The sequence below is a fragment of the Trinickia dinghuensis genome (assembly GCF_003367175.1).
In the GTDB taxonomy this organism is placed as follows: domain Bacteria; phylum Pseudomonadota; class Gammaproteobacteria; order Burkholderiales; family Burkholderiaceae; genus Trinickia; species Trinickia dinghuensis.
Window position 1 is genome coordinate 346,142 of the sequence record NZ_QRGA01000003.1, and the last position, 18,241, is coordinate 364,382.

The 18,241-nt window shown below is 65.5% G+C and carries 15 protein-coding genes; 5 read left to right on the forward strand and 10 right to left on the reverse strand.

Annotated features, from left to right (window positions below; all coding sequences use genetic code 11):
• The first annotated feature begins 12 nt into the window (after positions 1-12).
• Entirely contained in the window at positions 13-1,251 is a 1,239-nt protein-coding gene (ftsY, locus tag DWV00_RS05750) for a signal recognition particle-docking protein FtsY (protein ID WP_115532835.1), read from the forward strand.
• A gap of 86 nt (positions 1,252-1,337) precedes the next feature.
• On the opposite strand, the gene maiA is transcribed toward ftsY, so the two are convergent.
• On the reverse strand, positions 1,338-1,982 hold the full coding sequence (maiA, locus tag DWV00_RS05755) for a maleylacetoacetate isomerase (RefSeq protein WP_115532579.1): 645 nt from the start codon (positions 1,980-1,982) through the stop codon (positions 1,338-1,340).
• A gap of 38 nt (positions 1,983-2,020) precedes the next feature.
• A complete protein-coding gene (locus tag DWV00_RS05760) occupies positions 2,021-2,737 on the reverse strand; it encodes a fumarylacetoacetate hydrolase family protein (protein ID WP_115532580.1) in 717 nt (238 codons plus the stop codon).
• 241 nt (positions 2,738-2,978) lie between these two features.
• On the opposite strand from DWV00_RS05760, the gene ybiB reads away from it, so the two are divergent.
• Positions 2,979-3,941 (forward strand): DNA-binding protein YbiB, encoded by a 963-nt coding sequence (ybiB, locus tag DWV00_RS05765; protein ID WP_115532581.1) that lies wholly within the window; start codon positions 2,979-2,981, stop codon positions 3,939-3,941.
• 437 nt (positions 3,942-4,378) lie between these two features.
• Positions 4,379-6,061 carry a 2-isopropylmalate synthase gene (gene leuA / locus DWV00_RS05775; protein ID WP_115532836.1) on the forward strand — a complete coding sequence of 561 codons (1,683 nt, stop codon included), beginning with the start codon at positions 4,379-4,381 and terminating at the stop codon, positions 6,059-6,061.
• A 67-nt stretch (positions 6,062-6,128) separates the two neighbouring features.
• Here leuA and DWV00_RS05780 read toward each other — a convergent pair whose 3' ends face one another.
• Together DWV00_RS05780 and DWV00_RS05785 are read right to left on the reverse strand one after the other, a co-directional pair.
• Positions 6,129-6,512 (reverse strand): nuclear transport factor 2 family protein, encoded by a 384-nt coding sequence (locus tag DWV00_RS05780; RefSeq protein WP_115532582.1) that lies wholly within the window; start codon positions 6,510-6,512, stop codon positions 6,129-6,131.
• A gap of 37 nt (positions 6,513-6,549) precedes the next feature.
• Positions 6,550-7,146, reverse strand: a complete 597-nt coding sequence (locus tag DWV00_RS05785) for an acyloxyacyl hydrolase (RefSeq protein WP_115532583.1) — start codon at positions 7,144-7,146, stop codon at positions 6,550-6,552.
• 374 nt (positions 7,147-7,520) lie between these two features.
• Between DWV00_RS05785 and rpoH the strand changes: the two genes are divergently transcribed.
• On the forward strand, positions 7,521-8,453 hold the full coding sequence (rpoH, locus tag DWV00_RS05790) for an RNA polymerase sigma factor RpoH (RefSeq protein ID WP_115532584.1): 933 nt from the start codon (positions 7,521-7,523) through the stop codon (positions 8,451-8,453).
• A gap of 135 nt (positions 8,454-8,588) precedes the next feature.
• Here rpoH and nagE read toward each other — a convergent pair whose 3' ends face one another.
• From nagE to nagA, 4 genes are all read right to left on the reverse strand, one after another.
• Positions 8,589-10,337 (reverse strand): N-acetylglucosamine-specific PTS transporter subunit IIBC, encoded by a 1,749-nt coding sequence (nagE, locus tag DWV00_RS05795; RefSeq protein WP_115532585.1) that lies wholly within the window; start codon positions 10,335-10,337, stop codon positions 8,589-8,591.
• Between the two features lie 116 nt (positions 10,338-10,453).
• Positions 10,454-13,042 (reverse strand): phosphoenolpyruvate--protein phosphotransferase, encoded by a 2,589-nt coding sequence (gene ptsP, locus DWV00_RS05800; protein ID WP_115532837.1) that lies wholly within the window; start codon positions 13,040-13,042, stop codon positions 10,454-10,456.
• Between the two features lie 13 nt (positions 13,043-13,055).
• Positions 13,056-14,078: an SIS domain-containing protein gene (locus DWV00_RS05805; protein ID WP_115532586.1), complete on the reverse strand. Its 1,023-nt coding sequence runs from the start codon at positions 14,076-14,078 to the stop codon at positions 13,056-13,058.
• Positions 14,071-15,174, reverse strand: a complete 1,104-nt coding sequence (nagA, locus tag DWV00_RS05810; protein WP_115532587.1) for an N-acetylglucosamine-6-phosphate deacetylase — start codon at positions 15,172-15,174, stop codon at positions 14,071-14,073. The genes DWV00_RS05805 and nagA overlap by 8 nt, the downstream gene beginning before the upstream one ends.
• A 430-nt stretch (positions 15,175-15,604) precedes the next feature.
• Here nagA and DWV00_RS05815 point away from each other — a divergent pair, with 430 nt between their 5' ends.
• The gene (locus tag DWV00_RS05815) at positions 15,605-16,531 is read left to right on the forward strand and encodes a helix-turn-helix domain-containing GNAT family N-acetyltransferase (RefSeq protein ID WP_115532838.1); all 927 of its coding nucleotides are present in this window, start codon (positions 15,605-15,607) and stop codon (positions 16,529-16,531) included.
• Between the two features lie 19 nt (positions 16,532-16,550).
• On the opposite strand, the gene DWV00_RS05820 is transcribed toward DWV00_RS05815, so the two are convergent.
• Together DWV00_RS05820 and DWV00_RS05825 are read right to left on the reverse strand one after the other, a co-directional pair.
• Positions 16,551-17,360: a MetQ/NlpA family ABC transporter substrate-binding protein gene (locus DWV00_RS05820; RefSeq protein WP_115532588.1), complete on the reverse strand. Its 810-nt coding sequence runs from the start codon at positions 17,358-17,360 to the stop codon at positions 16,551-16,553.
• 263 nt (positions 17,361-17,623) lie between these two features.
• Complete coding sequence (locus DWV00_RS05825) at positions 17,624-18,235, reverse strand: SCO family protein (RefSeq protein ID WP_115532589.1); 612 nt, start codon at positions 18,233-18,235, stop codon at positions 17,624-17,626.
• Positions 18,236-18,241 lie beyond the last annotated feature (6 nt).

Sequence of the window (18,241 nt, forward strand, 5' to 3'; positions counted from 1 at the left end):
TCACGGCACACCATGTTCAGCTTTTTCAAACGATTCAAGGGCGGGAAGACGTCCGACACGCCGCAGGAAACGCCGGACGCGCAAGAGCCAACTCAGGCCGAGCCCGAAGCGTCTCCCGCGCCCGCAGCCGCGCAGCGAGCACAAAGCTCGCCGAACGTGCCGAGTGCTTCCGCTCCCTCGACCGTATCGAGCACACCGGCGGCATCCAGCGCGCCCTTCACCGCACCGCCGCCTGCCGCTCCAGCCGCCGCGCAGCCGGGCGCCGCGCCATCGGCCGTCGCCACTGCGCCTGCGCTCGCCGACGAGTTCGAAACCGAGGAGATCGTCCCGCCGCCAGCCCCCGAGCCCGCGCAAAAGCAATCTTGGATGGCCCGGCTGCGCTCGGGCCTGTCCAAAACGAGCGCGGGCCTCACGGGCATCTTCGTGCGCACGAAGATCGACGAGGATCTCTACGAAGAACTCGAAACGGCGCTGCTGATGTCGGACGCGGGCGTCGAGGCCACTGACTTCCTGCTCGGCGCATTGCGCGAGAAAGTCCGCACGCAGCGGCTCACCGATCCCCAACAGGTGAAGACCGCGCTGCGCACGCTGATCGTCGAACTCCTCCAGCCGCTTGAAAAATCGCTCATGCTGGGCCGTGCGCAGCCGCTCGTCATGATGATCGCGGGCGTGAACGGCGCCGGCAAGACGACGAGCATCGGCAAGCTCGCCAAGCACCTGCAGCGCTTCGAGCAATCGGTTCTGCTGGCTGCCGGCGACACGTTCCGCGCCGCTGCACGCGAGCAGCTCGCGATTTGGGGCGAGCGCAACAACGTGACGGTCGTCTCTCAAGAAAGCGGCGATCCGGCCGCCGTCATCTTCGATGCCGTCAGCGCCGCGCGCGCGCGCAAGATCGACGTCGTCATGGCCGATACGGCCGGCCGTCTACCCACCCAGCTGCATTTGATGGAAGAACTGCGCAAGGTCAAGCGCGTGATCGGCAAGGCCTACGACGGCGCGCCGCACGAAGTGCTGCTCGTCATCGATGCCAATACCGGTCAAAACGCCCTCGCGCAGGTGAAAGCGTTCGACGACGCGCTGTCGCTGACGGGCCTCATCGTCACGAAGCTCGACGGCACGGCCAAGGGCGGCATCTTGGCAGCGATCGCGCGCCAGCGCCCGGTACCCGTCTATTTCATCGGGGTCGGCGAGAAAGTCGAGGATCTGCAGCCGTTCGACGCCGAAGAATTCGCCGACGCCCTGCTCGGCTAAGCCTCGAGGGCAAAAGCGCGCGTCCCGCTCGTTGGCGGCACGCGCGCTTTTTCATTTCCGGCGGCCATCGTAGCCTCCCGTGCGCACTACTCCGCGTCGGGCTGCGCCGCGGGTGCCGCGCGCACGAACGCATCGTGCCGCATCGCCTCGTCGTAGATCCGTTGAATCGTCGGATACGGCTGCATGTCGACGTTGAATCGCTGCGCGTTGAACACCTGCGGCACGAGCGCGAGATCGGCCATCGTCGGCGTATCGCCGTAGACGAACTTGCCCGTGCGTGGATCGCCGGCAAGCGTCGACTCGAGCACGCCGAAGCCGTTCTTCACCCAGTGCTGGTACCAAGCGTCCTTCGCTTCGTCCGCGACACTGAGCTGGTGCTTCAGGTACTTGAGCACGCGCAGGTTGTTCAGCGGATGGATTTCGCAGGCGATTTGCAGCGCGATCGCGCGAACGTACGCGCGATCGACCGGCGTGCTCGGCAGCAGCGGCGGATTGGGATGCGTCTCCTCGAGGTACTCGATGATCGCGAGCGACTGCTGCAGCACCGCGTCGCCATCGACGAGCGACGGCACGATGCCGTCGGGGCACACGCGCCGATAGTCGGGGGCGAGCTGCTCGCCGCCGCCGCGCAGCAGATGCACGGCGGCGTATTCGTACGGCAGGCCCTTCAGATTGAGCGCGATGCGCACGCGATAGGACGCCGAGCTGCGGAAATAACTGTAGAGCTTCATCGATCGTCTCCTTGCCTTCTTGGCGTTCGAATCCCGCCTTAGACCACACGCACGTTCAATTCGCCCAAGCCCTCCACGCCGCCCGTCATGAGATCTCCGCGCGCAACGGCCGCGACGCCCTCGGGCGTGCCCGTAAATATGAGGTCGCCAGGCTGGAGCGTGAACAACGTCGACAAATAGGCGATCGTCTCGGCCGTCGACCAGATGAGCTGCGACACGTCGGAGCGCTGGCGCTCGACACCGCCCACCTTCAGCCATATCGCGCCGTGATCGATGTGCCCGACGCGCGAGACGGGATGGATGGGGCCGAGCGGAGCGGAATGATCGAAACCCTTCGCGACGTCCCAAGGACGGCCCGTCTTCTTCGCTTCGGCTTGCAGATCGCGCCGCGTCATGTCGAGACCGAGCGCGTAGCCGTACACGTGGTCGAGCGCCTCGCCGACGGCGATGTCGCGCCCGGCGCGGCCGATCGCAACGACGAGTTCCATTTCATGATGAACGTCGTTCGAGCGCGGCGGGTACGGAAATTCGCCGGTCGTGCCGGGCGCGACGTACACCACGGCGTCGGCCGGCTTGGAGAAGAAGAACGGCGGCTCGCGGTCCGGGTCGTGCCCCATCTCGCGCGCGTGCGCCGCGTAATTGCGGCCGACGCAATAGATGCGGCGTACCGGAAAGGCTTCCCGCGTGCTGGCGACATCGGCGCTGTCCGCAATCGGCACGGCGACTGCCGGCGCGGGGGCAAAAACAAATTCCATCGCTCTCTCCTTTTAGTCATTGAGCGCCACTGACCGGTGCGCACGGCGTGGGCGAAAGCATCGAGTTTAGCGCGGCCACGCGAGCGCCGCCCGCCATCCGTTCGCCCGCCCGGCTCTTCCTAGCGGCGGACCCGGGGCGCGAATCCCAGCGCGGCGGCTTGCCAGATCGCGGCGAATGCGGTACTCGTTGAGCTTTCCCCCAATTTTTTCGGCGGGCCATCGCCGCCCGCCTTCGCGCCACATGACCGAATCCGTCGTCGAACCTTTCCCGTGCGCCCGTTTCATCAAGGAAATCGGGCGCGGCCCGCACGGCGCCCGCGCATTGTCGCGCGAGGACACCTACGCGCTTTACGGCGCGATGCTCGATGGGCGCGTCTCCGATCTCGAACTCGGCGCCGTGCTGCTGGCCTATCGCCTGAAAGGCGAGAGCGCCGACGAACTCGCCGCCATGCTGGCCGCGGCTCAGGCCTCGAGCGCGCCGCTGCGAGTAAGCGGGGCCGTATCGATCCCGAGCTACAACGGCGCGCGCAAGCAGCCGAATCTCGTGCCGCTGCTCGCCTTGCTGCTCGCGCGCGAGGGCGTGCCCACGCTCGTGCACGGCGTCACCGAGGATCCGGGCCGGGTGACGAGCGCCGAGATCTTCGCCTGCTTGGGGATTGCCGCCTGCGCCTCCCATTCGGACATCGAGACGGCACTGGCCGAGCGCCGTCTCGCATTCGCGCCCGTCGAAGTCCTCGTACCGAAGCTCGCGCGGCTGCTCGCGCTGCGGCGCGTGATGGGCGTGCGAAATTCCACGCACACGCTGATCAAGATCCTGCAGCCGTTCGCTCCGGCCGGCCTGCGGCTCGTCAACTACACGCACCCGTCGTATCGCGACAGCCTGGCCGAGTTGTTTCTGGGCCATCCCGAGGCGGCCGCGGGCGGCGCGCTGCTCGCGCGCGGCACCGAAGGCGAAGCGGTGGCCGACACGCGCCGGCAGGTGCAGATCGACTGGCTTCACGACGGCATCGCCGACACGCTGGTCTCGCCCGAGCGCTCATCGCAGGGCGAGACCGGCCCCGAACTGCCGGCCGCGCGCGACGCGGAAACGACGGCACGGTGGATCGAATCGGTGCTGGCCGGAAAGGCGCCCGTGCCCCCGACGCTCGCCCGGCAGGTCGAACACATCGTGGGAATCGCCCAGGGACAAGCTCGTCAAGGCTGAGAAGGCTGATCCCGCCTCGCTTTCGCCCCGCTGCGCGCCGGCCACACCGGGGGCTGCGGGGCCTTTTCGCACCGTCGCCTCCCGCTTACCCTGTTGACAGTTTGCCGCGCGCTGTCATAGAGTGCGATTCATGTGTTCTATCCTGAACCCCCTCCGAATTACCTCCGGCCGCCTAGCGCGGCCCCTATCGCTACGACTAGCGTAAGCCAGGCGTAGTGCCGCGCATCGTCCGCGCGGTCCTCCAGCAGTACCCCGAGCCGTTTCCGTATCACCCCAAACCGCAGTTCCTTCTACAACCCGTAGTCGTCAGCATTCGGCCGAGTATCGCTCGGACGGATCGCGAAACATCCGACGCGGCAGCATCGCGTCCCGGTGGAAATCGGCCAGCCGCTCGATCCGCCCTGTTTCGCAGACGACCCGACGAACCGAGGTCCGTCATGCTTCGCCACCCAGCAGTCAAGTATCGCCCCTTCCCGCCCGTGCAATTGACCGGGCGCAAATGGCCCAACCGCACGATCGAACGCGCCCCGATTTGGATGAGCACTGACCTGCGCGACGGGAATCAGGCCCTCATCGAGCCGATGAGCATCACGCAAAAGCTCGAGTTCTTCGAAATGCTCGTCGCGATCGGCTTCAAGGAAATTGAAGTCGGCTTCCCGTCCGCCTCGCAGACCGACTTCGAGTTCGTGCGCAAGCTCATCGACGAAAAGCGCATTCCCGACGACGTGACGATCGAGGTGCTCGTCCAATCGCGCGCCGATCTGATCGCCCGCACATTCGAGGCGCTCGCGGGCGTGCCGCGCGCGATCGTGCATCAGTACAACGCGATCGCCCCGTCGTTCCGCCGGATCGTTTTCAACACATCGAAGGACGACGTCAAGGCGCTGGCGGTGGAAGGGGCACGCCTGATCAAGGCGGAAACCGAGCGGCGGCCCGAAACGCACTGGACCTACGAGTATTCGCCCGAGACGTTCAGCATGACCGAGCTCGCCTTCGCACGAGAAGTGTGCGATGCGGTGAGCGGCGTCTGGCGCCCCACGCCTGCGCGCAAGATGATCGTCAATCTGCCGGCGACGGTCGAAGCGGCGACGCCGAACGTCTTCGCCGATCAGATCGAGTGGATGGACCGCAACCTCGCCTACCGCGACAGCATCGTGCTCTCGGTGCACCCGCACAACGACCGCGGCACCGCGGTGGCCGCGGCCGAACTCGCGCTCTTGGCGGGCGCGGATCGCATCGAGGGATGCCTCTTCGGCAACGGCGAGCGCACGGGCAACGTCGATCTCGTCACCCTCGCGCTGAATCTCTACACGCAGGGGATCGACCCGCAGCTGGACTTCTCCGACATCGATGCCGTGCGCCGCGTCGTCGAGCGCTGCAACGCGATCGCCGTCCATCCCCGTCATCCGTACGCCGGCGAACTCGTCTTCACGGCATTCTCCGGCTCGCACCAGGACGCGATCCGCAAGGGCTTCGCCCATCAAAAGGCCGATGCGCTCTGGGAAGTGCCGTACATGCCGATCGATCCGGCCGACGTCGGACGCGGGTACGAAGCCGTCATCCGCGTGAACAGCCAATCGGGCAAGGGCGGCGCCACCTATCTGCTCGAGCGCGGCCTCGGCTTCGCGCCGCCGCGGCGCGTGCAGATCGAGTTCAGCCATGCCGTGCAGCGCATCGCCGACGATTCGGGTGCCGAAGTCACGGGCGATGCAGTCTGCGCCCTGTTCTCGAGCGAATACTTCGATGCGAGCGGGCCCGCCGAACGTGTCGATGCCGTCGTGCGCTGGCGCCGTCGAGAGGTCGCCCGCGTCGATGCGGCCGCCGGCTACGACAATGGCGAAGCGTGGCTGCGGGCCGTTGCCGAAGCGATCTCGACGGCCTCGCGCGAGCGCGTGCAAGTTTGCGATTACGAAACGGTCCAGACGAGCGACGGACGCACCGCGGCTTTCGTTGCGTGCCGCGTGGAGGGACAAGACGACGCCGACGCGGGCGTTCACGCCGTACGGTACGGCGCTGGCGTACATATGAATCCGGCGACGGCCGCTGCCGATGCGCTCGTCTCCGCGGTCAATCGGCTTCAATGGGATCGAGAGTGCGAGGACGAACCCGCCGCGGCTTGAACCGGCTTTGATCGACCGGGCGGCCGCCTGTCACGAGCGGGCGGCGCCCACGGTGCGCTGCGCGGCTCTACTCGAGCGCGCAGCGCGTCGCCTGCCAAGCGACGAGGCGCCAATGCCCGCCTTCCTGCGCTTGGATCGCCGTATAGGCGATCGGGAACAGCAGCGCGCCGTTGTTCGCCTCCATCTCGAGCAGGGCGCGCCCCGTGACGACGCACGTTTCCCTGCCGACGGCCACGACGTCCTGAGATTGCACTTCGATCTGCCGGTAACGGCGATGCCCGCCCGAGATGGCGTCGATGAACTGCTGCTTCGTCTCGCGTTTGCCGCTGGTGTGGATGAAGCTCACGCTGTCCGACAGCAACTGGTTGAGCAACGGGACGTCGCCGTCCACCATCGCGCGAAACCGATCTCGCTCAAGCGCCCGAATCGCCTCGATCACCTTTGCCGCCATCGCTCCGCCCCCATGCCCCGGCGTGGATGCGCCGGCTTCAGAAGTTGTATTGCACGTATAGCTGGGTGAAATTTATACCAGGATTCGGCTCTTTCATACCGCCATTAGAGATGTGCTGCAGGCGAACTCCCGCTTGATACTGCTGATGCCCACCAAACTGTGCGCCGATGCCGACGGTTTCGGTGAATTGAAACGCCGTGGACAGCGTGTAGGTATTGGTGATCGTCGGGTGCGAGAGCAGGCGCACACCGGCGCCGGCCTCGATGTACGGGCGAATGGCACCCGAGTCCTTGATGAAGCGCACCATCGGCTGGACGCCGAGCGCGTAGACGTCGTTGTGGAAAGCCCCTTCGCTCGTATGCCAGTAGGCCAGATGCGCTTCGCCGGTCAGCGAAAAATGCCAGCCGCCGATCTCCCACCCGTTCAGCCCCGGATCCCAGACGAACCCGAGATCGACTTTGTCGACCTTGTGCTGCGCGACGCCGTAGGCGAGCTGGGCGCCGAAGGTGTGATCCGCGGACGGATCGATCAACGCCGTGGCGTGCGCTGCGGCCGCACCGCCAAGCAATGTCGCCGACACGGCGCAGTGGAGCGCGATTGCTTTGACCCGGATCAAATCGTTCTTTTTCTTCATATCGATACTCCAACGAACGGGGTTGGGCTGTCGAATGGTCCGGGACGCACTCCCGGGGGTCGGATGATTTTACTTTGTAGACATAGTTCGTACGGTACCGTTTCCTGCAAAACATTGTTGGCGAGTTGCATAGATCCTTGCGCCGTGGGCGGATCGGCCGGATTTCGCTGCGCGGCGGCGCCGCACGCGGTTGCTGCAAGGGGTGTAAAATAATCTATCAAATTCAGATTTCAATAGGGATCATGGGAACTTCGCATCGAAGGCTGACTCGAATGGTTAGCACTCGATGAAAGGGAGTGCTAATATCCCCCGTGGACTTTGTCTTCGTGTCTGTCGTGATTGAGCAGTGATCTGTTTCACAAGGAGTTTGTTACGTGAGCAACGCTATGACCCTTCCGAATACTCTGCGCCCGGCGTCCGCTAAGGCGGCTTCGGCAGGTGCTCTGACGCTCGCGCCCTCGATGTTGCCCGGACAGCTCGGCAACATCGACGCCTACATCCAGGCCGTCAACCGGATTCCGATGCTGAGCGCCGAGGAAGAACGCGAGCTCGCCACCGATTACCGCCAGAAGGCCAGCCTCGATTCGGCTCGCCGTCTGGTGATGTCGCACCTGCGCCTCGTCGTCTCGATCGCGCGCAACTACCTGGGCTACGGCCTGCCGCACGCCGATCTGATCCAGGAAGGCAACATTGGTCTGATGAAGGCCGTGAAGCGCTTCGATCCCGAGCAAAACGTGCGCCTGGTGTCGTACGCGATCCATTGGATCAAAGCGGAGATTCACGAGTACATCCTGCGCAACTGGCGCATGGTGAAGGTCGCCACGACGAAGGCGCAGCGCAAGCTGTTCTTCAACCTGCGCAGCCATAAGCAGGGCCTGCACGCGTTCACGCCCGACGAGATCGACGGCCTGGCGAAAGAGTTGAACGTCAAGCGCGAGGAAGTCTCGGAGATGGAGACGCGTCTGTCGGGCGGCGACGTCGCGCTCGAAGGGCAAGTCGAGGACGGCGAGGAGTCGTTCGCTCCGATCGCCTATCTGGCCGATTCGCACAGCGAGCCGACGGCCGTGCTGGCCGCGCGCCAGAACGACCGGCTGCAAACGGACGGCATCGCGCAGGCGCTCGAATCGCTCGACGCGCGCAGCCGCCGCATCATCGAAGCACGTTGGCTCAACGTGGCGGACGACGGTTCGGGCGGCTCGACCCTGCATGAACTTGCCGACGAATTTGGCGTGTCCGCCGAGCGCATTCGTCAGATCGAGGCCAGCGCCATGAAAAAGATGCGCACGGCGCTGGCCGAGTACGCGTAAGCGGATTCGAGCCGACGCAAGCCGGCGCAACAAGCAAACGAAAAACGGCGCTTCGAATCACGAAGCGCCGTTTTTCTTTACTGCGTTTTTACTGCGGACGCCTCTTACGAGGCGTCAGGTTCTATCGATGAACCCTCAAACCGGTTGCGGCGTGGGTCCGCCCGAAGCGGGCAGGCGCGTCGCGAGTTGCTGCGCGTAGCGCTGCGCCGCCGGTCCGCAGACGATGTGGAACGTGTCGGCCGACACCCAGGCTACATCGAGCACGGCCAAGCGCTGACGGTCGACGGACGCCGGATCGCGCACGACGACGCGCAGCCGCGTAGCCGCCACCGAATCGAGCGCCACGACGTTCGTCGCGCCGCCGAACACGGCCAGCCAGCGCATCGGATCCGGGTCGAGCGGGCCCGCCTGGCCGTCCGGCGCCTTCGCAGCCGCGGCAGGAGCCGATGCAGCTTGCGCGGCACCGCCCGCCACCACTGCCCGCATTTCGTCGGCGATCATATCGGCCTCGGGCCCGATCACCACTTGCACGTTGCGCGCGTCTTTCTTGAGCACGCCGCGGGCACCCGCTGCCTTCAAGGCAGGCTCCGAAATCTTCCCCGAATCGGCGACGGACAAACGCAGCCGCGTCGTGCAGGCATCGATCAGCGTCAGGTTCTGCGCACCGCCCAGCGCGGCGATATAACGATCCGCGCGCGAATTCGCGGCACTGGCGACCGGGGCGACGTATCCGCCCGTGGCAAACGACTCGACTTGCGCTTCGGCCGTCGCGGGTTCACGGCCCGGCGTGGCCATGTTGAACTTGCGAATGAAGAAGCGGAACAGCACGTAGTAGACGACGCCATAGGCGAGACCAACCGGAATCGCGAGCCAGCCCTTTGTCGACAGGCCGTAGTTGAGCACGTAGTCGATCGCACCGGCCGAGAACGTGAAGCCGAGATGGATGCCGAGCGCTTGGCAGATCGCAAGCGAGAGCCCCGTCAGCACCGCGTGAATCACGTAGAGCACCGGCGCGAGGAACATGAACGTGTACTCGACCGGCTCGGTCACGCCCGTGAGGAACGACGTGAGGGCCATCGAGAGCAGCAGGCCGCCGACCAGCGCGCGGCGCTCCTTCGGCGCTTCATGGAACATCGCGAGACAGGCCGCCGGCAGACCGAACATCATGATCGGGAAGAAGCCCGTCATGAAGCCGCCCGCGGTGGGGTCGCCCGCGAAGAAGCGGTGCAGGTCGCCCGTCACGGCCGCGCCGCCGCCCGGGGGCGTGAACGTGCCGAAGACGAACCAGGCGAGCGAGTTGATGATGTGGTGCAAGCCCGTCACGAGCAGCAGCCGGTTCAGCGTGCCGTAGACGAACACGCCGATCGCGCCGGCCGTCGTCAGCCAGTGGCCCGTGGCGTTGATCGCCAGCTGCACGGGCTGCCAGACGTATCCGAACACGACACCGAGCACCACACACGCTAACCCTGTGATGATCGGCACGAATCGCTTGCCGCCGAAAAAGGCCAGGTACTCGGGCAGCTTGATGTCCTTGTACCGGTTGTAGAGCAGCCCGCCGACGACACCGGCGATGATGCCCGAGAGCACGCCCATGTCGAGCTTGGCGTTGATGTCCTTCATCACGGCGATCTCGACGAGATAACCGATCGCACCGGCGAGCGCCGCCACGCCGTTGTTTTCCTTTGCGAAACCCACCGCGACGCCGATCGCGAAGAGAAGCGGCAAATTATCGAAGATCGTGCCGCCTGCGTCGGCGATCATCTTGATGTTCAGGACGTCGGCTTGTCCGAGTCTGAGCAAGATGCCCGCGACGGGCAAGACCGCAATCGGCAGCATCAGCGCCCGCCCTAGGCGCTGTATCTTTAGAAATGGGTTCGCATCCATTGAATCCTCCAGTTGGTCTGTCTCGTCGTTGATAGTTCGTTTTGTCTATCAACTATCGTCTAATTGCGATTTCGGCGCCCGAATTAGTTAGTAATCCTAATAATTAGGATTTCCAATCAATCCAACGGCCAGATTTCGCGGCTTGCTGCTCTTACCGCCTGCGCCGAGTCGAGCGCGAGCAAATCGCTCGCACGCTGACGGCACAGCTGATAATCGAGATTGCGCACGCGCGCCTTGATGCCGGGCACGGCGACCGGATCCACCGACAGCTCCGTGACACCGAGGCCCACGAGCAGCGGGACGGCCACGGGATCGCCCGCGAGCGCACCGCATACGCCCACCCACTTGCCGTGCTTGGCCGCGCCTTTGGTCGTCTGGTCGATCAGACGCAGCACGCCCGGGTGCAAACCGTCGGCCTGCGCGGCGAGATCGGCTTGGCATCGATCCATCGCGAGCGTGTATTGAGTCAAATCGTTCGTGCCGATCGACAGAAAATCGGCATGACGCGCGAGCTGGTCGGCGAGCAGCGCCGCCGACGGCACCTCGATCATCACGCCCACTTCGATCGGATCGGTGCGTCCCAAACCGCGCGCGAGATCGTCGATGCGTTTGCGCACGCGCACGAGTTCGCCCGCATCGGTCACCATCGGCAGCAGGATGCGAACGCTCCCGGCCGGCTGCACCGCGATGAGGCCGCGCAATTGATCGTCGAGCAGATCCGGGCGCACCTGCGCGAGCCGGATGCCGCGCAGGCCGAGCGCCGGGTTCGTCTCGGGCGGCAGCGTCAGGTAGGGCACTTCCTTGTCGGCGCCGACGTCGAGCGTGCGAATGATCGCCGTGCGGCCGCCCAGCGCTTCGACGATCGCTTGGTAGCTTTGCCGGTGCTCGTCGGCGTTGGGGGCCGACTCGCGATGAATGAACAGCAGTTCGGTACGCAGCAGGCCCACTGAATCGGCGCCGTTCTCGACCGCCGTGCGTGCATCGTCGATCGTCGCAATGTTCGCGGCGACTTCGATCGCGCGGCCGTCGCGCGTCGCCGCGGCTTGCTGCGACGTGCGGCGGTTCGCTTCACGCACGCCGGCCAGACGATCGCGCTCGAGACGCGCGCGTTCGACGTCGAGTTCGGTCGGCGCGTATTCGAGCCGGCCCGCGCTCGCGTCGACGACAACTTGAGTGCCGTCGGGAATCGCATGCAATGCATCGCCCACGGCCACGAGCGCCGGAATCCCGAGTTGACGCGCGATGATCGCGGCATGCGACGTGGCCCCGCCGGCGGCCATGACGAGCGCGGACACGCGCGAGCGGTCGAGCGAGGACAAGTCCGACGGCGTGAATTCGGCCGCGGTCAGCACCGCTTCCTCGGGCAGCACGCGCGCCGCCGAATTCGTATGGCCTAGCGCGCGCAGCACGCGCTTCTCGATGTCGCGCAGATCCGCGGCGCGTTCGGCGAGCAGCAGATCCTCGACGTTCGCCAGCACGGCGATTTGCGCGCGGATCGCCTCGCGCCAGGCGAAGCCCGCGCTCTTGCCGAGGCTGATGAGATCGCGCGCCGCATCGACGAGCGTCGGGTCTTCGAGCAGCACGCGATGCACCGCGAAAATACCCGCTTCTCCAACGGCGCCGCGCTGCGATGCGTCACGCACGGTCGTGTTCAACTCCGCATCGACGGTGGCCAGCGCACGGTCCAGCAAGCGGCTCTCGGCCGCCGACGTGCCGCTCGCGAGCTCGGGCGGGGTGAGGTCGGCATCGTCCCAGCGCACGAGCTTGCCCACCGCGATACCGGGCGCCGCGCACACGCCCGCGAGCGTGTTCGGATCGAGCGGAATACCCGAGGGCCGAGTCGCTGCCCCCGGCGCGGGCGACTTCATGCGTGCCGGCGTTTCCTCGAGTTCGCCGTGCACCTCGCGCAGCAGCTCGCGCGCCACCGCATCGACCGCTTGCGCCGCATCGCGGCCCGTGCCGATCAACTCGACGGTCGCCCCCTCTCCCGCGCCGAGCCCCAGCAAACCGACGACGCTCTCGACGTTCGCCTGCCGGCCCTCGTGATGCACGTCCACGCGCGCCTGCAGCCCGCGCACGGCCTCTCTCGCGCGCGCCGCGGGACGGGCGTGGAGGCCCCCCGCCTGCACGAGTTTGATCGTGCGGCTCGCTTGAACTCTCACTTCGCTCGGGCTCGTGCCGGCGCTCTCCTCGGCGGCCGTGCCGCCTTTCGCGCGCAGCGACAGCAGCGGGCTCACGCCGGCCGTCACGCGTCCCGATCCGCGCTCGATCACGTCGAACGCCTCGGAGTTCGCGATCGCGATGACGGAAACGAGACTCGGCGCCTTCATGCCGACCGCGTCCTGGTCGAATTCGATGAGCAGGTCGCCGGCGCGCACGTGATCGCCTTGGGCCACCTTTGTCGTGAACCCCTCTCCGCCGAGCTCGACCGTGTCGATACCGATATGCAGCAAGATCTCGGCGCCTTCGCGCGTTTGCAGCGTGACGGCATGGCCCGTGCGCGCGAGATGGGTGACGACGCCGTCGCAAGGCGCCAGAAGGCGCCCGTCCAGCGGATCGATAGCGATGCCGTCGCCGAACATGCCGCCCGCGAATACGGGATCGGGTACGTCGGCGAGCGGCACTACGGGACCCGTCAGCGGCGCGAGCAGAATCACTTTGTCCGGGGACTGATTCATTAATCGGGACTCCTCAGCACGTTCCATCTGCATCTCTCGCTCAGTGGGTTTCGGTGATTTTGTTCAAATGGCGCGGCGCATCGGGATCGCGTCCGCGCGCGGCCGCGAGTTGGGCGGCCATCACATAGAACGTTTGGATTGCCGCGATCGGGTCGAGCGACACGTGGCGGCTCGTCGCGAGCATCAGCCGCGCATCGAAGCCCGATGCGCCGGCGATATCGGCCGGGGCGGCCAGCAGCACGCGCGCACCGCGCGCGCGCATGTCGGCGGCGAGCCGGATCAGTCCGGCTTGCTCGGGACCGCGCGGGGCGAACACGAGCAGCGGGTAATCGCGGTCGATCAGCTCCATCGGGCCATGGCGCACTTCCGCGCTCGAGAACGCCTCGGCTTGTATGCCCGACGTTTCCTTGAGCTTGAGCGCGGCTTCTTGCGCGATGGCCAGCCCGAGGCCGCGGCCGATCACGATCATGCGCTCGACGTCGCGCAGCATATCCACCGCCAGCGTCCAGTCGAGCGCGGCCGCGTCGCGCAGCGTATCGGGCAGCGCGCGCAGCGCGTCGAGCAGCATCGGGTCGCGCTGCCAGTAGGCCACGAGCTGTGCGGACATCGACAGCATCGCGATGTAGCTCTTCGTGGCGGCGACCGAGCGCTCCGGTCCCGCCAGCAGCGGCAGCTGCCATTCGCAGGTATCGGCGAGCGGCGATTCGGGTGCGTTCACCGCACTCACGGTCAACGCGCCGGCCTCGCGCAGCGCCTTCATCGTGTCGACGAGATCGGGGCTTCGCCCCGACTGCGAAAACGCGATCGCCAACTCGCCGGACACGCGCAACGGCGCCGCCTGCAGCGTGGCGATCGACATCGGCAGCGAAGCGACGGGCAGGCCGATGCGGCTCATCGCGAGGCTCGCGAAATAGCTCGCGGCGTGATCGGAACTGCCGCGCGCGATCGTCAGCGCGACATGGCGCGGCGACGCCGCAAGCCGCGCGGCCAGTTGCTCGACACGCGCGCTATCGGCGCACTGCGCCTCGACAACGTCGCTCGCGGCGAGCGCCTCTTCAAGCATATTCGACAATCTGTTCCCCTTCGACATAGGTCGCGGCCAACGTGAGGTCGCGTTCGAAAACGACGGCGTCGGCCCATGCGCCGCGCGCAAGGCGGCCGCGGTCTTCGATACCGAGGTAGTCGGCGGCATAGCGCGACATACGGTTCGAGACATCGGCGAGCGGCAGGCCGATCGAGACGAGATTGCGCAGCGCCGCGTCCATCGTCAGCGTGCTGCCGGCGAGCGTGCCGTCGGCCAGGCGTACACCGCCCAAACACTTCGTCACGTGCTGGCTGCCCAGGCGATATTCGCCGTCGGGCATACCCGTCGCCGACGTGCTGTCGGTCACGACATACAGACGCGGAATCGCGCGCAGCGCCGCCCGGATCGCACCGGGATGCACGTGCAGCAGATCGGGAATGATCTCGGCGAATTCGGCATGCGCGAATGCGGCGCCGACCAAGCCGGGATTGCGGTGATGCATCGGCGACATCGCATTGAACAAATGCGTGAATCCGCAGGCGCCGTGCTTGAGCGCGGCCACCGCGTCGTCGTAGGTGGCGAGCGAATGGCCGAGCTGAACGCGCACGCCTCGCGCGACCATCTCCGAAATGATTTCCATGTGCCCTGCGATCTCGGGCGCCAGCGTGACGACGCGGATCGGCGCGACCGACAGGTACTTCAGCACCTCGTCGAGCACGGCCGAGACGGCTGCGTCGGGCTGCGCGCCGAGCTTGCCGGGATTGATGTAAGGGCCTTCGAGGTGGACGCCGAGCACGCGTGCGCCGCCCGGCGTGCGCGTACGCGTGACTTCGCCGAGGCCGGAGACGACAGCGAGCAACTCGTCCCGGGGCGCCGTCATCGTCGTGGCCAGCATGCTCGTCGTGCCGTGGTGAGCATGCGTGCGTGCAATCGTTTCGATGGCCGCGCCCGATTCCATGACGTCGGCCCCGCCGCCGCCGTGAACGTGCAAATCGATGAAGCCGGGCAGGATGTAGGGATCGCCATTCTTGGAAGGATCGGCAGGCGAGCCTTCGAGCGCCGTGATGCGCCCGTTCTCGCAATGCAGCGTGCCGCGAATCCAACCGTCCGGCGTGAGGATGTTTCCGTTCAGCATGGGGTTGCTATCTCAATAAAGCGCGAGCACGCGAAGCGATGCGATGCGTGACGTTGTTACTGGGCAATGCGCCCCCGCGTCTGTCGAACGCGGGAGCGTTCTCGTGATGGGCGATTAAATTGGAGCCCATTATATAACCAGAATAGTACCAGTCAATCGGCCCTACGAACGGCCGGAAAAATCTTCCAGAGCCTTGCTGGGCAAGGCATTAACGTCGAAATCGGCGATACTTGCCGGCGATTTTCGGCATCGGGATTTACCCGGATGGCATACCAGTCGCGCCCTCCGGACAGGCCCGCGAGTGGTGGAGAAATCGTTGCGGCAAGTGGAAGCACCTGTTTAGTACCACCTGGTCTGCCGAGCAAAACTTGTTTGTTGACGACGATCCCATATAGTTCTGGATAATTTAGACGATACGGTGACGCCCGCATTGACCGAGACCACTCTGCAGCACCGCGCGGAAGCGGTGCGCCGCTTCAACCGTTTCTACACGCAGCACATCGGCGTGCTGCACGAGTTTTTACAGAAAAGTCCGTTCTCTCTGACCGAAGTGCGGGTGCTGCGCGAGCTGATGCTCGGGACCGTTTCCACCGCCACGGAACTCGCGCGCGTGCTGGGCCTCGACAGCGGCTATTTGAGCCGCTTGCTGACGAGCTTCGAGCGCCGCCAACTGATCACCCGCCGCCAATCCGAAGCCGATGCGCGCCAGTCGCTGCTCGAGTTGACGCCGGCCGGAAGGGCGGCTTATGCGCCGCTCGAGGTTGCCGCCATCGACGAGGTGTGCGGTGTATTGAAGGTGCTCTCCGCCGCGGGGCAGGAGCAGTTGATCGCGGCGATGCGCATCATCGAACGTCTGCTCGACCGGTTGCCGCCGAACACGGCCGTTTCACTACGCGCGCCGAAGCCCGGCGATTACGGGTGGCTCGTGCATCGGCAAGCGCTGCTGTTCGGTGCCGCATATGGCGCGGATATGGGGTTTGAGGCGTTCGCGGCGCAGGAGATGGCGGAATTTTCGCGGCTGCGCGATCGCGAACGCGCGATGTGCTGGATCGCCGTGCAGCACGACAGCATCGTCGGTGCGGCCTTTGTTGCCGCGCTGTCGGAGCGCGCGGCACGCATGCGCCTTCTGTACGTTGAACCGGAAGCGCGCGGGCTCGGCATCGGGACGCTGCTCGTCGCGCAAAGCATCGGCTTCGCGCAGCGCGCCGGCTACGACACGCTGACGCTGACCACGTGCGGCGTACTCAACGACGGCCGGCGCGTGTTCGAGCGCGCCGGCTTTCACTGCGTCGCGACGGAGCCCGAGCGGCGCTTCGGGCGCAATCTCATCGCGCAGACTTGGGAGCGGAAGTTGTGAGGTGGTGGCTTCAAGCCGCTTAGAACGACGGCACCATCGAGCCCTTGAACTGCGTGTCGATGTAGTCGCGCACTTCTTGCGAGTGATAGGCCGCGACGAGCTTCTTCACCCAGGGCTTGTCTTTGTCCTGTGCACGCACGGCGATCAGATTCGCGTAGGGGCTGTGCACGTCTTCGCGCGCGATCGCGTCCTTCGTCGGGCTCAATCCCGCCGACAACGCGTAGTTCGTGTTGATCACGGCCGCATCGACGTCGCCGAGCGAGCGCGGCAATTGCGCCGCATCGAGTTCGACGAGCTTGAGCTTCTTCGGATTCTCCGCCACGTCGAGCGCCGTAGCATTGTTGCCGTTCGTGCCTGCACCGGCATTCAGCTTGATGAGCCCCTGTGCTTGCAACAGCAGCAGCGCGCGATTCTCGTTCGACGGATCGTTCGGCACCGCAATCTTCGCGCCCTTGCCCAGATCCTTCAGCGACTTGAGCTTCTTCGAATAGATGCCGATCGGCGAAATGTACGTCAGGCCGGCGGTGACGATCTTGTAGCCGCGCTGTTTGATTTGGCTGTCGAGGTAGGGCTGATGCTGGAAGGCGTTCGCGTCGAGGTCGCCCGCATCGAGCGCCGCATTCGGCTGCACGTAGTCATTGAACGTGACGATCTTCACGTCGAGCCCTTCGCGTTTTGCCACTTTCCGCACGACTTGCCAGGTCTGCTCGTCGGGCCCTGCGATCGTGCCGACCTTGATGACTTGGTCCGCATGCGCAGCGGAGCCGACGACGAATGCCGCCGTAGCCGCGACCGACGAGAGGAGCTTTAGAAGCGTTCTGCGTTGCATAAAATCTCGCTTTCTTTATAGGAAAAATAAGATGACGGTGTGATGGTGTCATGGCCGTCTCGCAAAGTGAAATACGTTGATTGCATATCGATATGCTGCAGCGCAACGCGGTTTTGCCTGGGTCGCAACGGCGCACCGAACCGGCCGCGCCAGCAGACCGGTTCAGCCGATTCAAGATCGATTCAATTAGGAGTGCGAACGAATGGGACGAAAGCGCTCCGGCCGAATCATTCGGAGCCGGAACGTCAAAGCGGATCGGGAGATCAGTCGACCAGCAGCTTGAGGTCGTGAACCCACGGCTGCACGCCCTGCCCGTCGCGGGCGAACAAGCGCAACTGGCCGGACGGATCGAACACGTAGCTCGCCGCGGTGTGATTCATCGTGTAGTTGTCGGGCTTATCGCCCGGCACCTTCGCGTAATAGACGCGAAAATCCTTCGCGACCTTGGCGAGCTGCGCGTCATCCGGCCGCAAGCCGACGAACGCGGGGTCGAACGCATGCACGTATTGCGAGAGCACCTGCGGCGTATCGCGCTCGGGATCGACCGTCACGAACAGCACTTGCACGCGCTTGGCGTCGGGCCCGAGCTGCTGCATCGCTTGCGCGAGTTCGGCCATCGTCGTCGGGCAAACGTCGGGACAGTGCGTGTACCCGAAGAACAGCACCACGGCCTTACCCTTGTAGTCGGCGAGCGTGCGAATCTTGCCGTTCGTGTCGGGCAGCGAGAAATCGGAGCCGAACTGCTTGTTGCCCGTGAGGTCCAGATTTTGGAAAGCGGGCTCGCTCTTGCCGCAGCCGGCAACGAGAAGCGTGCCGCCGACCAGGCACGCAGCGAGCAAAGCGCGCGCAGCGCGCATCATCGAAAGCTTGGGCATGTGAAG

Excerpts from the sequence above, each read along its gene's own strand:
- DWV00_RS05820 (WP_115532588.1), bottom strand. The coding sequence starts at position 17,360 with ATGCAACGCAGAACGCTTCTAAAGCTCCTCTCGTCGGTCGCGGCTACG.
- DWV00_RS05805 (WP_115532586.1), bottom strand. The coding sequence starts at position 14,078 with ATGCTTGAAGAGGCGCTCGCCGCGAGCGACGTTGTCGAGGCGCAGTGC.
- leuA (WP_115532836.1), top strand. The coding sequence starts at position 4,379 with ATGCTTCGCCACCCAGCAGTCAAGTATCGCCCCTTCCCGCCCGTGCAA.
- maiA (WP_115532579.1), bottom strand. The coding sequence starts at position 1,982 with ATGAAGCTCTACAGTTATTTCCGCAGCTCGGCGTCCTATCGCGTGCGC.
- ybiB (WP_115532581.1), top strand. The coding sequence starts at position 2,979 with ATGACCGAATCCGTCGTCGAACCTTTCCCGTGCGCCCGTTTCATCAAG.
- ptsP (WP_115532837.1), bottom strand. The coding sequence starts at position 13,042 with ATGGAACGTGCTGAGGAGTCCCGATTAATGAATCAGTCCCCGGACAAA.
- nagA (WP_115532587.1), bottom strand. The coding sequence starts at position 15,174 with ATGCTGAACGGAAACATCCTCACGCCGGACGGTTGGATTCGCGGCACG.
- ftsY (WP_115532835.1), top strand. The coding sequence starts at position 13 with ATGTTCAGCTTTTTCAAACGATTCAAGGGCGGGAAGACGTCCGACACG.
- DWV00_RS05760 (WP_115532580.1), bottom strand. The coding sequence starts at position 2,737 with ATGGAATTTGTTTTTGCCCCCGCGCCGGCAGTCGCCGTGCCGATTGCG.
- DWV00_RS05780 (WP_115532582.1), bottom strand. The coding sequence starts at position 6,512 with ATGGCGGCAAAGGTGATCGAGGCGATTCGGGCGCTTGAGCGAGATCGG.
- DWV00_RS05825 (WP_115532589.1), bottom strand. The coding sequence starts at position 18,235 with ATGCCCAAGCTTTCGATGATGCGCGCTGCGCGCGCTTTGCTCGCTGCG.
- nagE (WP_115532585.1), bottom strand. The coding sequence starts at position 10,337 with ATGGATGCGAACCCATTTCTAAAGATACAGCGCCTAGGGCGGGCGCTG.
- DWV00_RS05785 (WP_115532583.1), bottom strand. The coding sequence starts at position 7,146 with ATGAAGAAAAAGAACGATTTGATCCGGGTCAAAGCAATCGCGCTCCAC.